We start from the raw sequence: 14,398 nt of genomic DNA, 5'->3' as shown, positions 1-14,398 counted from the left end.
CAATCGTAAATAATAAATAAAATACAGAATGAAGCCGATAGACAGTGGCAGTTTAATTAAAGAATTAAATTGACAGCTTTAAGGCTTATCTGGCGGTTTAAGCCAAATGGTCCCATGGGGAGGAATTTTATGAAAAAGATTAAAATGACCACCAGAAAAAAGGATATATTAAACAGGCTTTGTAAAGAACAGGATTATATTACCATTGGCATCATCGCCCAGGAAATCGGGGTCAGCACCAGGACAATTTTAAGGGAATTGGAGGAACTGGAGGGCTGGCTTGGGGAAAAAGAATTGAATCTGGATAAAAAAACCGGGGTAGGAATTCGGCTGGATTGCTCAATAAACCAACGACAAGGGCTGCTGGCTGAGATTGAAAAAGAAAATACCATTAAGACCTTTACGCCTGAGGAAAGACAGACTATTATCGCCAGCGAACTGCTACAAAAAAATGAACCCATTAAGCTGTATTATTTAACGAAAATATTAAATGTTTCAGAAGGTACAATCAGCAATGATTTAGATAAGCTGGAAGAATGGCTGGCAGGCTATCAGCTTAATTTAATCAGGAAGCCTGGCCTTGGAGTATATGTGGAAGGCAAAGAAAAACATAAACGCAGGGCAATTGTCAATTTGATTTATGAAAATGTAGAAGAAAAACAGCTATTAAATTTTGTAAAGGAAAACATTGCTAATGCCCCGGCAAATCTCGGGAGTATTGAAATTAAAACAAGGAATAGACTATTGAATTTAATCGATAAAGAAACCATTGGAAAATTAGAAGAATTGATTTATCAGGCAGAGGATGAAATGGGATACAAACTGGCCGACAGCGCCTATGTAGGTTTAATTGTTCACCTGGCCCTGGCCATAAAACGGATTAAAAATAATGAAAAAATCACGATGGATCAGGATTTTTTAAAGGAGCTGAAAAAAAATTCAGAGTTTTTAATTGCCAAGGCCCTGGCTGATAATATTTCAAATCTTTTTAATATAGAAATCCATGAGGATGAGGTAGGCTATATCACCATGCACCTGATGGGATCAAAAAACAGAGGAAATGTCAGCAAAGGGTCAGGCACAACCATCAGCAACTTCGAGCTGGTAAAACTGGCTAGAGAAATTATTAAAACAGCAGAGGCAGAAACAGGGCAGTTTTTGGGGAATAATGAGAAGCTCCTTGAGGGGTTGGTTAATCATCTTGAGCCAGCATTAAAGAGATTAAAGCTAAAAATGGATATAAGAAATCCATTGTTAGAGGAAATTAAGAGCCTTTATCCTCAGTTGATTAAAATTAGCGAAAAGTGTGCCGGAGTGATTGAGGAATATTTAGGGGAAAAGCTTCCGGAATCAGAAATTGCCTATATTGCCATGCATCTAGGAGCAGTTATCGAAAAAAGGGAAATACTGCCGAAAACCATTTACAGGGTGGCGGTGGCGTGTCCCAGCGGAATTGGTACTTCCAGACTTCTGGCAGCTAAAATAGAAAGGGAATATGACATTATACAGGTGGTAGATATCATTTCAACCCTTCATGTAGAGGAAAACTGGCTGAAGCAGGAGGAAATAGATTTTATCATTTCCACCATGTCTATTGAAAATACCAGTATTCCGGTGGTAATTGTCAATCCCCTGTTGTTAGAAGTAGATAAAAATAAAATTGATCGATTGATCAGTCAAATAAAGGGAGTCGTTAAACCAGGGCGTGAAAAAAGAATTCCTTCCCTCAGCCTAAAGGATAAGCTAATTCAGCTTCATTACTATAGTGAGGGAATCATACAAATATTAGATCACTTCTTTCTACAAAGCTTCAGTGTAAAAGAAATAGAAGAATTAATTACCTTGATTAGTGAGGCAATCGTGGATGACAAGGATCGGCAAAATCAATTAAAACAAGACCTGCTGCTGCGGGAGCAAAAGGGAGGAACATTGATTACCGGAAAGGGAATCAGCCTGCTTCATTGCAGAAGCACCAGTGTAAAGGCCCTATACTTTGGGGCAGTTAGGCTAATCAACAAACTGTCCTATCCCAATGGAAGGGGAAAAAAGGAGGAAATCGATTTAGTTATTGTGATGCTGGCGCCAGAAAACAGCAACCAGGCGCAGCTTGAGGTAATTAGTGAAGTAAGTAAGCTGATCATTGACAGACCTCAGTTTTTAAACCTTCTGAGGGAAGGCTTACGGGATGAAGCCTATCTGGAAATCAGCAGTCGTTTGAATGAATTCTACCAATTCAAAAGCAATCAATGACAGGAGAGATTTACATGAATGAAAATATCATCACTTCAAATAATCATGCGGAGAGGCAGAGTCAGGAAAAAATACAGAGATTCGGCAGATTTTTAAGTGGAATGGTTATGCCCAATATCGGGGCCTTCATCGCCTGGGGAATTATCACCGCCCTCTTTATTCCGACCGGCTGGGTACCCAATGAAAACCTGGCATCTCTGGTTGGCCCTATGATCAATTTTCTGCTACCCCTGTTAATCGGCTATACCGGTGGAAAAATGGTGGCCGATGTCAGAGGTGGGGTTCTTGGCGCCATTGCCACCATGGGGGTCATTGTCGGGGCAGATGTGCCCATGTTTATTGGTGCAATGATAATGGGGCCCCTGGGGGGCTATGCCATCAAGAAATTTGACGAAGCGGTAGAGGGAAAAATACCGGCAGGCTTTGAAATGCTGGTCAATAACTTTTCAGCAGGAATCATTGGTACCTTGTTGGCCCTGCTGGCCTATTTAGGCATAGGGCCCGTAGTATTGGCATTAAACAGTGTGTTAAAGGCAGGGGTGGAGGTAATTGTAAATGCAGGGCTCCTTCCCTTAACTTCAATATTCATTGAGCCTGGAAAGGTATTATTCTTAAATAACGCCATGAATCACGGCGTATTGGGGCCCCTGGGCCTTCAGGAAAGCGAGGCCCTAGGAAAATCCATCTTCTTTTTACTTGAAACAAATCCCGGGCCAGGCCTGGGAATATTACTGGCCTACTGGATCTTTTCAAAGGGGATGGTGAAGCAATCGGCCCCTGGGTCAATCATAATCCACTTTTTAGGCGGTATTCATGAAATCTATTTCCCCTATATCCTAATGAACCCATTATTAATATTGGCAGTCATCGCAGGGGGAGCCAGTGGTGTATTGACCTTCAGCATACTGGGGGCAGGGCTGGTGGCCACCCCATCACCCGGAAGCATCTTTGCCCTACTGGCCATGACCCCAAGGGGAGGGTACTTCCCGGTATTGGCGGGGGTAGCTGTGTCGACGACGGTGAGCTTCCTGGTAGGGGCCTTCTTTATCAAAAGGGCCAGCCATAAGATGGATGAAAATGAGCTAGAGGAGGCCAAGGAAAAGGTTAAGGGCCTGAAGGGTAAAAAGGGAAAGCTGACAGTGAATCAAATTATATTTGCCTGCGATGCAGGAATGGGCTCCAGTGCCATGGCCGCCACCAGCTTAAAGAAGAAGCTGAAGGAAAAGGGATTAGCAATTGAAGTAATTAATTGCTCCATTGATGAAATTTCAGGTGATGCAAAAGTAGTAATCACCCATAAAAGCTTAACTGATCGGGCCAAAAACAAGGCACCCGGGGCAGAGCATATATCGATACAGGATTATTTTAATGACCCTCAATTAGATCAGCTGATCAGCAGACTACAGGCAGGAGCCCCAGATGCTTTTCAGGAAAAGGCAGTGTCAGAAGAAGAAAGCAATGAAATATTAAAAAAATCAAATATTAAGTTGGACCTAAAGACCGTTGATACAGAGGCAGCCATTCGGATGGCAGGACAGCTATTGGTTGAAGGAGGGTATGTGGAAGCACCCTATATCGAGGCCATGCTGGAAAGGGAACAGCAGATCAGCACCTATATAGGAAAGGGAGTTGCCATTCCCCACGGAATCGGCAGTGCAAGAAAGTATATTAAGAAAACCGGGATGGTTGTATTGCAGTTTCCCGAGGGAGTGGCATTTGGTGAAGAAAAGGCCTATCTGGTAATTGGTATAGCAGGGGCCGGCAAGGAGCATCTAAGTATATTATCTAATATTGCCGCCACGCTGGAGGATGATGATACTGTAGAGGCGATTAAAACCACAAGGGACCCCCAGGCCATACACGAAAAGTTCACCATTGACCTAGAGTAGGAGATCATAGACAATTTTAGAAATTGAGGTGAAGGTATGATTATAACATTAACATTAAATCCGGCCGTGGATAAGACCATCGAAATCAGCAATTTTACCCTTAACCGAGTCAATCGGGTAACCAGTGCCCGATTGGATGCCGGTGGGAAAGGAATCAATGTATCAAAAGGAATTCATGGGCTGGGAGAAAAAAGCAAGGCCCTTGGGATTTTAGCCGGAAGATCAGGTCAGTTTATTAAAGACCAATTGGATCAGCTCTCAATAGAGAATCAATTCCTCTTTATTGAAGGCGAGACTAGAACCAATATCAAAATAGTAGACCGCCAAGTCGGTACCAATACCGATATCAATGAGCAGGGGCCAGACATTTCTGTAGAGGACTTAAAGCGAATGGAAGACATGACCCTGAACAATTTAAAAGAGGATGATATCCTGGTGCTTTCCGGAAGCGTGCCGGGGAACGTGGGGTCGGATATTTATCGGTCCCTTGCTGACAGGGCAGGGGAAATGGGAGCGAAGGTCATACTGGATGCCGACGGAGCCCTGTTAAAAGAAGGATTAAAGGCCGGGCCCTATTTAGTTAAGCCCAATATACACGAATTAGAAAGGCTATATAACAAGAGAATTGAAAGTACAGAAGAGGCCATTGTCCTGGCAAGGGATATCTTTCAATATGGCGTTGAGAGAATTATGATTTCACTGGGGGAAGAGGGTGCTGTTTTCATGACCCCTGAACAGATTTTTAGGGTTCAAGGTATGAAGGTTCCTGTTATTAGCACTGTTGGAGCCGGAGATGCCATGGTAGCCGCCCTGGCTGTATCCATTGAAAAAAACTATTCAATGGATCAAACCATTCGCCTGGCCAGTGCAGCCAGCGCCGCCAGTGTCATGACAGCTGGAACCGAAGCCGGTAGGCCAGAGGTGATCGCTGAATTAGAGAAGATTGTAACCTATATCGAACAAGCATAATAGAGAGGTGGTAAGTATATGAAAACCAAGGCAGTAAGATTATATGGTGAGAAGGATTTAAGATTAGAGGAGTTTGAGCTTCCTCCCATTAAAGAAGATGAAATACTGGTTAAGGTTATTACCGACAGCATTTGTATGTCAACCTATAAAGCTGCAATTTTAGGTAAAAACCATAAGAGGGTACCCGAAGATGTTGCAGAAAACCCCATTATTGTTGGCCATGAATTTGCCGGTGTAATCGTAGAGGTAGGTGAAAAATGGCAAAATCAATTTAAACCCGGCGACAAGTTTGCCATTCAACCTGCCCTCAATTACAAGGGAAGTATGGCCTCACCAGGCTATTCCTACCAATATTTTGGCGGAGACTGCACCTATACTATTATTCCCCAGGAGGTAATGGAGCTGGGGTGCCTGCTGCCCTATGAAGGGGAAGCCTTCTACGATGCCTCCCTGGCAGAGCCAATGTCGTGCATTATTGGAGCCTTCCATGCCACTTATCATACCATCACCGGTCAATATGAACATGTAATGGAAATTGTAGAAGGGGGTAAAATGGCATTGCTGGCAGGCTGCGGGCCCATGGGTCTGGGAGCCATTGACTATATTATTCATCGAGACAAAAAACCAAGTCTATTGGTAGTAACCGATATCGACGAGGAACGAATAGAAAGGGCTAAGACCATTTTTACGGCAGAGGAAGCAAGGAAGAACGGGGTAGAATTGATCTTTGTCAATACAAAGAATGTCGAAAATTCTACAGACTATCTAATGGAGCTGACCGGTGGAACGGGCTATAACGATGTTTTTGTCTATGCACCTGTTAAGCAGATAATAGAGGAAGGCGATAAAATACTGGCCCGAGACGGTTGTCTGAATTTCTTTGCAGGCCCCACCGATACCAATTTTTCAGCCCAATTAAACTTCTATAATGTTCATTATGCATCGACCCACATCGTTGGAACCAGTGGTGGCAATACCGATGATATGAAGGAATCACTGGAAATGTCGGCGCAAAAGAGAATTAACCCTGCGGTTATGGTGACCCACATTGGTGGTCTTAATGCGGTTTCCGACGCCACCTTGAATTTACCCAATATCCCTGGGGGCAAAAAGCTAATCTATACCCATTTGGATATGGAGCTGACAGCCATCACAGATTTCGAAGAAAAGGGTAAAACGGACCCCTTCTTTAAAAAATTGGCTCAAATTGTTAAACAGCACAAGGGGCTATGGTCAGCAGAGGCAGAGGCCTATTTACTAGAGTATTATAAAAAATTAATTTAAACCTAAAGATAAATTTAGTGAAAAAGATTAAATAATAGAGATATATAAGGGCTTACCTTGTATGTCTCTATTGCTATTTATAAATAAAAGTTCATGTCGAAAAAAACACAAAATTTATAATATAATGTTGCATTATAGCATTGCATAGGATATACTAATTAAAAAAAGGATAATATGCAAAAGCTGACATATAATGAATACTCAGCGCGATCGAATTTGTTAAACCCTGTAGCAAGTACTTAGATTAATTCAATAGAGGGCAAACTAATCGAAAGGTTAGGACGCAAAGCCATGGGCCTTCATTTGTTAAAAATATGGCAGCCGGTTGCATTGATTGCTCAAGCCCCTTTTGTTTTAAAGAGAAAGGGGCTCCTTTACATTCACTCTAATCTTCACCAAGGTTTGAGCAATCATAAATCATAAAAGAAAGAGGGTTTAAAAAATGAAAAGTATTAAAACAAAATTAGTTCTATCCTTTTTTATTTTGATCTTGGCAAGCTCTTTATTCATTGGCTTTTTCTCGATGTCTATGGCGGGGGATGCCCTGACCGTTGAGGCAGAAGAAACCCTTGAACTGATGGCAAGGGAGGGGGCAAAGCTAACGGAAAGCAGAATGCAAACTCAAATTCTAACCCTGGAAATGATTGCAGGAAGAAGCGATATACAAACGATGGATTGGGAGCTTCAACAGCCAATATTGCAAAGGCAGCTGCCTAAAACGAATTTTTTGGCCCTGGGGGTCGTTTATCCTGACGGAACAGTCTACTATAACAATGGGACCACCCTTTACATAGGAGATAGAGATTATGTAAAAAAAGCTTTAAATGGAGAGTCTAATATATCTGATTTAATCGTAAGTAAAGCTACCCAGGAATTAGTTGTTATTATGCAGTACCCATACAGGATGACAGCGGTAATGTCATAGGCGCCTTAATAGGCAGGCGGGAAGGGGAAGCCATCAGCAATATTACTAATAGCATGGGCTATGGTGAAACAGGCTATGCCTATATGATTAATGGGGAAGGAACCGTCATCGGACACCCTGAAAGTGATAAAGTCTTCGATCAATTTAACCCCATTCAGGAAGGTCAGAAAAATAAGGAATTAAAACCCTTGGGCAATCTAATTGAGAGGATGCTTAGTGAAAAGAATGGAGTAGCCGCCTATCACTTTGAAAATCGAGATCTTTATGCAGGCTATGCCGCTGTCAATGGAACCAGTTGGATTTTAGTGATTACGGCCAATCAGCAGGAGGTATTAGAAGCGATACCCACCATGCAAAGAAATATATTTATCATGTTGCTGGCTGTTTTGGCAGTCAGTTCAATCATTGCCTATATAATTGGCAGCAGCTTGACCAAGCCTATTGTGAACATAAAAGAAGAGGCAGAGAGACTATCAAGTTTCAATATCAGCAGAGATGTAGAGGCTTCCATGCTTAGGAAAAAGGATGAAATAGGGATATTAGCCAGAGCCTTTCAAAATATGATTATCAGTTTACGGGATATTGTAAAGGAAATTAACCTATCGGCTGAACAGGTGGCACAGGTTTCAGAAGAATTAACAGCCACTACGCAGCAGGCCTCTGTTTCATCAGAAGAGGTATCCAGGACAGTAGAAGAAATTGCCAAGGGTGCTTCAGAGCAGGCCCAGGGTACCCAGGCCGGAACCAATAACATCTTCAAACTAAGTGAGGTCATTGAAAAGGACCACAGCTACCTTGAGGAAATGAATACAGCGTCGAACCAGGTGGCCCTGGCGGTCGACTCAGGGTTAGAGGAAATCACCCAGCTGTCAAAAATCACCGATGAAAGCAGCAATGCCATCGAAGAAATTAACGGAGTCATTTTGAGAACCAATGAAAGCTCACAGAAAATAGGTGAAGCTAGTAATATCATTGCTTCCATTGCAGAGCAAACTAACCTGTTGGCATTAAATGCTGCCATTGAGGCAGCCAGGGCCGGAGAAGCAGGAAAGGGCTTTGCAGTTGTAGCAGAGGAAATTAGAAAGCTGGCAGAGCAATCCACAGAATCAACTCAAACAATTGATGAGGTGGTTAATGAGCTGCAAGGGAATTCCCAGGAGGCGGTTAAGACCGTGGAACGGGTTATACACATTTCAAAGGAGCAGTTAAATTGTGTTGGCAATAGTAAGAATCAATATATACAAATTAAGGAGGCAATGGATCAAGCAGCCAAAATTGTAGCAAGGTTAAATGTGTCGAGTCGAGAAATGGAAAATATGAAGGACGATATACAAGAGGAATTACAAAATCTTGCAGCCATAGCCCAGGAAAATTCTGCATCCACTCAACAAGTGGCGGCCTCGATGGAGGAACAAACCGCCGCCATGGAGGAAATATCCAGTGCCAGTGAGGGGTTGTCTAATTTAGCCCAGGAGCTTCAAGGAATGATTAACCGTTTTCAATTGGAATAAAAGATGGTCAATCTGTAACGGTTTTGGCAGCAACGTAAAAGATAGAGGCTTTCTAAAGACCGAGGCATAGGTGCGATACCTATGCCTTTGTTGAATTAAAAAAACAAAAACAATAATAATAGGACGGCTCGTCTCATATGATAGATTAGGCAGGCCAGATGGTTGCGAACCATTATACCCTATGCTATCATTATAGTAACATAAAACAATGACATGCTTAATTAAATCTTAAAGTTCTTAGGTCATCATTATAGACTTAATACAGCTTTAAAAAGACATAAATGTAACCACTAACTTCAAAATCTATAGATACGAGGGGGAAAAGGATGAAAACTGCGTTAAATTATTATACCAGATTCCATACATCTTTAGTAAGTGAAGACATGAAGAAACAGCCCCAGGAAAATGACATATTTGAAGAAAAGGGTTACCACGAACGATTTGACTTAAAGGACCTGGTTGACTTAAAGCTGCTTCAAAACATACAGGAGAAGCTGGCGGAGGTTACAGGGCTGGCCTTTGTAACGGTGGATTTTAGAGGTGAGCCCATCACTGAAAGGACATCGTTTTCAGACTTTTGCTTTGCTCGAAGGGAAATTGAGGAATATAAAATAACCTGCTGCCTTTCAGATGCCCATGGAGGCTTGGAAGCCGCCATTTGGGGAAAACCATATATCTATCGGTGCCCTGCAGGACTGGTGGATTTTGCTGTTCCCATTGTAGTTAGGGGGCAATATCTGGGGGCGGTGCTGTGTGGCCAGGTAAGATGCCCTGACAGCGAACGCTTTGTTGATATTGGTGATTTTGTTAAATCCGATACCAAATGGAAAAGTGACGCCAGCTTTACAGATAAGTATAATCAAACCCTGTCGGTTGAATACGATAAGATCGTATCTACGGCCGAGCTGGTTTATCTTGTCATTAATCAATTGGTGGAAAAGGAAGTTGTCAATATTATTCAAGAGGAGCTAAACCGTAAAAACCTACACCTGATGAAGGAAAAAAAGGCCCGGGTAGAGCTGGAAAAGGAGCTGAAAATTTCAGAGCTTAAGGCCCTCAAGGCCCAGATAAATCCACATTTTATGTTTAATGTATTAAATTCCATTAATAACCTGGCCCTGGTGGAGGGTGCCAAGCAAACCCAGGAAATGGCCTACCTGTTTTCTAATCTGCTTCGATATAACCTGGAGAATGCCGATCATGCAGTCTATTTAAAGGACGACATAGAAAATATAGAGCGGTATTTAAAGGTGCAAAAAATCCGTTTCGGCTCAAAGCTCAGCTACACCATCAACATGGACAAGACCCTTGAAAATCAGAAAATTCTGCCTTTCATTTTGCAGCCCTTTGTAGAAAATGCTGTGAATCATGGAATCGTTCCCAAGGAAACCTCCGGGCAAATTAATGTTTCCGCCAAGCTCCATGGTAAGGATATTTTGATTAGAATAGAAGATGACGGACTGGGAATGTCTCCGAGAAAAATTGAGAAAATATATCATTTTGATCAGGACCAATACGAGGGAAGCTCTCTTGGAATAGGCATTCAAAATACAAGAAAGCGTTTGATACAAAGCTATGGTGAAGAATATGACATTCATATAACAAGTCGGGAAAATATTGGAACCACTGTTGAAATAAAAATCCCCCAGGATTTTAATGAGAGGTTTATATAAATGTTTAAGGTACTCCTTGTGGATGATGAATATTTAGTGAGAAGGGCCCTTCAGATTGTCATTGATGAAATGGAGGAATTTGAAATAGTAGGTGCGGCAGAAAATGCAAAGGAGGCCATGGGCCTCTACGAAAGCCTCAAGCCCGATTATGTCCTGATGGATATTATGATACCGGGTTTTAATGGTTTGCAGGTTAGTCAATGGATTAAAAATAAAAATAAGCACACCACGATTATAATTCTCACCGCCTACAGTAACTTTGAATTTGCCCAGCAGGCCATACAAATCGGCGTAAATGATTATCTATTAAAGCCCTACTCACCGGAAAAAATTAAAGAGGTTATGTTAAAGTACCGGGAAAATCACATTAAGGGTTTTTCTCTGGCAACAGGGCTCATTAAGAGCATCTCGGCCCGTGATTTTCAAAAAACCATGAAAGAGATTCCTCTGGTAATTGAGACAATTTTTAAGAATAAGGGCAATACCAGGGAAATTTACGATGCCCTCAAGCAATTACTCTGTGAGGTTTTGGACGAAATGCACTGTATGGACAAGGGCTATCGCACCTTTTATGAGAATAAATTCATGATCGCAGAAGGGACTTGTAAAGACCAAAGCCTGGCTGAATTTTGGCTTTTTGATTTAGTCGATGAAGTATACAGACAAAAAATAATCCAGAATTATCCTCAATTTATCAGGGTTTTTTCCTATATAGAAGAGAATATGAAGCAGGAAATCAGTCTACAGCAAGCATCAAATCAAGCTATTTTAAGCAGTAGCTACCTAAGCCGCCTGTTTAAAAAAGAGCTGGGTATTAATTTTGTCAGCTATATTAACCTGAAAAAAGTAAGGGCAGGAAAAAAATATTTAAAATTCAGCGATATGACCATTAATGATGTGGCCTTTGAGCTGGGCTATAATGAATCCAGCTATTTTTGCAAGGTATTTAAGGGAATAGAGGGGATTACCCCAACCCAGTATCGTGAAGGACTAAAGGAAGGTCACCCATAGCTTTAATATTAATTCCATAGTATAGAAATATGAAAGAAAGCTAAATAGCTTTCTTTTTTTGTCTTTTTGACCATGACAAAATTTTATAATGAACAAGACAAAATTCTATTATTGCCACTGGGCCTTGCAGGGTTACCATTAACCCATGGAAGGGAGTGATATACAGTGGGATTACTTCATATAACCTCGGAATCAGTAACAGCCGGTCATCCCGATAAGCTATGTGATCAAATATCAGATGCAATTTTAGATGCCTATCTGGCCCAGGACCCCATGGCCCGGGTTGCCGTAGAAACCATGGCTTCCGACAACATGCTTATGATTGTGGGAGAAATTACTTCTTCCGCAGAGGTAAATGCAGCTTCTGTAGCCAGGGGCGTAATCCGCTCAGTGGGTTACACCGACAGGGCCTCGGGCTTGGATAGTGAAAAATGCCTAATCGTCACCAACATCAATGAACAGTCACCCGATATTGCCATGGGGGTTGACTGTGGCCTGGAATATAAGGGGCAGCCAGACCTTGAGTGGCAGCAAATGGGGGCAGGAGACCAGGGAATCATGTACGGCTATGCCTGCAGCGAAACAGAGGATTTAATGCCTCTACCCATTCATCTGGCCCATAGGCTAAGTCGTGGTCTGGCCCGGGTCAGAGAAAGAAATCTGCTTCCCTATCTGCTGCCCGACGGAAAAAGCCAGGTGACGGTGGCCTATAATGAAAAAGGCAGGCCGGTGGCCATTACGGCAGTGGTAATTTCAGCCCAGCATAGAGACAATATAGAACTGAAAATGCTTAAAAGGGACATTATGGAGACAGTAATTCAACCAGCCCTGCCCAGGGAGTTGATTAGTGAAAGAACAAAATTTTACATCAATCCCACGGGCAGATTTGTTATAGGGGGCCCCAGGGGCGATTCGGGTCTAACGGGCAGAAAACTGATGGTAGATACCTATGGTGGGTTAATACGCCATGGGGGAGGGGCCTTTTCGGGAAAAGATCCTTCTAAGGTGGACCGGTCGGGGGCCTATATGGCCCGTTATGTGGCTAAAAACCTTGTGGCAGCAGGATTGGCAGATCAATGTGAAATTGGTGTGGCCTATGCCATTGGTATGGCCCGGCCCGTATCAATTTATTTGAATACCTATGGAACAGAAAAAATTAGTCTTAAAGAGCTTGAAGTACTTATGGAAAAACACTTTGATTTCAGCGTAGGGGCAATTATACAGGGACTGAATTTAAGAAGGCCCCTTTATCAAGCTGCTGCTACCTATGGTCATTTTGGCGGCAGTTATCGGAATTTCCCCTGGGAAAGTACGTTAATATCAACTGAATTAAGAAAGGAAGCCGGCCTTTAGCAGGTAAAAAATTTACCGAATATTGAACAAATTATTATTACTTGCCAAATGAAAAAAGACCATAAGATAGAGACAAGTAGCAATTAATTATGAAAGGAGCGTTTTTGAATATGAGTAGTGATGCATTAGGTATGGTAGAAACTAAAGGTCTGGTAGGGTCCATCGAAGCAGCCGATGCCATGGTAAAGGCAGCCAATGTCAGATTAATTGGTTATGAAAAAATTGGGTCAGGGCTGGTAACAGTGATGATTCGTGGTGATGTAGGGGCCGTTAAGGCTGCAGTAGAGGCTGGAGCTTCAGCAGCAGAAAGGGTTGGAGAAGTGGTTTCAAGCCATATTATTCCAAGACCCCATGGGGAGCTTTCTATGATTCTTCCCAAGGAAAGCAGAGAATAATCAGCTTAAAATTGAGAGAGGAAGTGTAAGAAATGATCAGTGATGCATTAGGAATGATTGAAACGAAGGGGCTTGTTGGAGCCATTGAGGCCGCCGATGCCATGGTGAAGTCCGCCAACGTCAGGCTAATTGGTTATGAAAAAATTGGGTCAGGCCTGGTAACAGTGATGATACGAGGAGACGTAGGAGCAGTAAAGGCGGCAGTGGATGCTGGTTCATCGGCAGCAGGACGGGTAGGAGAGCTGGTCTCCAGCCATGTGATTCCAAGACCCCATACAGAGCTTTCCATGATTCTTCCGGTAGAAGAATAAAATGAGGGGGAAATTGTAGATGAAAGAGGAATTGATTGAAAAGATCATGGCTGATGTGATGAAAAACATCAATCAGGAACCAGAACCATGTCAAAAACAGAGTGATCAGCCCAAGGGCTGCTGTCTGACAGAATTTGTGGGAACAGCCATTGGTGACACCATTGGACTTGTAATTGCCAATGTTGATGCCCAGCTGCTGGAAGTAATGAATGCCGATAAAAAATATCGTTCAATTGGTATTTTAGGAGGACGCACCGGGGCAGGACCCCACATTATGGCAGCTGACGAGGCAGTTAAGGCAACTAATACAGAAATTATTGGCATCGAGCTGGCCCGGGATACAAAGGGCGGAGCGGGCCATGGGTCATTAATTATTTTTGGTGCAGAGGATGTATCCGATGCCAGGAGAGCCATTGAGGTAGCCCTAGAGGAGCTGGAAAGAACCTTTGGGGATGTGTACAGCAACGATGCAGGACACTTGGAATTTCAATATACTGCCAGGGCCAGCTATGCCTGTAATAAAGCCTTTAATGCCCCCATGGGTAAAGCCTTTGGGCTGATTGTTGGAGCCCCAGCGGCCATAGGAATTCTCATTTCAGATGCTGCTGTCAAGGCAGCCAATGTAGAGGTTGTGGGTTATAGTTCTCCGGGGAAAGGTACCAGCTACAGTAATGAAGGTATTCTTATGATTAGTGGAGATTCAGGAGCCGTCAGGCAATCAATTATTACAGCCAGGGAAATAGGTCTAAAGGCCTTGGAGGCCCTGGGAGGAAGGGCTAATTCCTCAACCAAACCCTACATTTAGTAAGTCTACCCTTTAATTGAAA

Annotated in this window: 12 protein-coding genes and 1 riboswitch; all 12 genes read left to right on the top strand. The window is 42.7% G+C overall.

Annotated features, from left to right (window positions below; translation table 11 throughout):
* The first annotated feature begins 129 nt into the window (after positions 1–129).
* The 12 genes from ACYQ1I_RS03270 to pduB all read left to right on the top strand — a co-directional run bounded on the left by ACYQ1I_RS03270 (position 130) and on the right by pduB (position 14,376).
* Positions 130–2,250 (top strand): BglG family transcription antiterminator, encoded by a 2,121-nt coding sequence (locus ACYQ1I_RS03270; protein WP_459762427.1) that lies wholly within the window; start codon positions 130–132, stop codon positions 2,248–2,250.
* A 14-nt stretch (positions 2,251–2,264) separates the two neighbouring features.
* On the top strand, positions 2,265–4,139 hold the full coding sequence (locus ACYQ1I_RS03265; protein WP_459762425.1) for a PTS mannitol transporter subunit IICBA: 1,875 nt from the start codon (positions 2,265–2,267) through the stop codon (positions 4,137–4,139).
* Positions 4,140–4,175: 36 nt separating this feature from the next.
* Complete coding sequence (gene pfkB / locus ACYQ1I_RS03260) at positions 4,176–5,108, top strand: 1-phosphofructokinase (RefSeq protein ID WP_459762423.1); 933 nt, start codon at positions 4,176–4,178, stop codon at positions 5,106–5,108.
* 18 nt (positions 5,109–5,126) lie between these two features.
* A complete protein-coding gene (locus ACYQ1I_RS03255; RefSeq protein ID WP_459762421.1) occupies positions 5,127–6,392 on the top strand; it encodes a zinc-binding dehydrogenase in 1,266 nt (421 codons plus the stop codon).
* Between the two features lie 248 nt (positions 6,393–6,640).
* A riboswitch (cyclic di-GMP riboswitch) is annotated at positions 6,641–6,725 on the top strand.
* Between the two features lie 109 nt (positions 6,726–6,834).
* Positions 6,835–7,317, top strand: a complete 483-nt coding sequence (locus ACYQ1I_RS03250) for a PDC sensor domain-containing protein (RefSeq protein ID WP_459762419.1) — start codon at positions 6,835–6,837, stop codon at positions 7,315–7,317.
* Complete coding sequence (locus ACYQ1I_RS03245; RefSeq protein WP_459765288.1) at positions 7,266–8,828, top strand: methyl-accepting chemotaxis protein; 1,563 nt, start codon at positions 7,266–7,268, stop codon at positions 8,826–8,828. The genes ACYQ1I_RS03250 and ACYQ1I_RS03245 overlap by 52 nt, the downstream gene beginning before the upstream one ends.
* A gap of 326 nt (positions 8,829–9,154) precedes the next feature.
* On the top strand, positions 9,155–10,501 hold the full coding sequence (locus ACYQ1I_RS03240) for a sensor histidine kinase (protein WP_459762417.1): 1,347 nt from the start codon (positions 9,155–9,157) through the stop codon (positions 10,499–10,501).
* A complete protein-coding gene (locus tag ACYQ1I_RS03235; protein WP_459762415.1) occupies positions 10,502–11,512 on the top strand; it encodes a response regulator in 1,011 nt (336 codons plus the stop codon).
* 165 nt (positions 11,513–11,677) lie between these two features.
* On the top strand, positions 11,678–12,865 hold the full coding sequence (gene metK / locus ACYQ1I_RS03230) for a methionine adenosyltransferase (protein WP_459762413.1): 1,188 nt from the start codon (positions 11,678–11,680) through the stop codon (positions 12,863–12,865).
* Between the two features lie 110 nt (positions 12,866–12,975).
* Positions 12,976–13,260, top strand: a complete 285-nt coding sequence (locus tag ACYQ1I_RS03225; protein WP_459762411.1) for a BMC domain-containing protein — start codon at positions 12,976–12,978, stop codon at positions 13,258–13,260.
* A 32-nt stretch (positions 13,261–13,292) separates the two neighbouring features.
* Positions 13,293–13,571, top strand: coding sequence for a BMC domain-containing protein (locus ACYQ1I_RS03220; RefSeq protein ID WP_459762409.1), 279 nt, complete (start codon positions 13,293–13,295; stop codon positions 13,569–13,571).
* Between the two features lie 19 nt (positions 13,572–13,590).
* Complete coding sequence (pduB, locus tag ACYQ1I_RS03215) at positions 13,591–14,376, top strand: propanediol utilization microcompartment protein PduB (RefSeq protein ID WP_459762407.1); 786 nt, start codon at positions 13,591–13,593, stop codon at positions 14,374–14,376.
* The last annotated feature ends 22 nt before the right edge of the window (positions 14,377–14,398 follow it).

The organism is Alkaliphilus crotonatoxidans, assembly GCF_054658015.1.
Note: the sequence above shows the minus strand (reverse complement) of the source record. Positions and strands in the feature narration are given on the sequence as shown.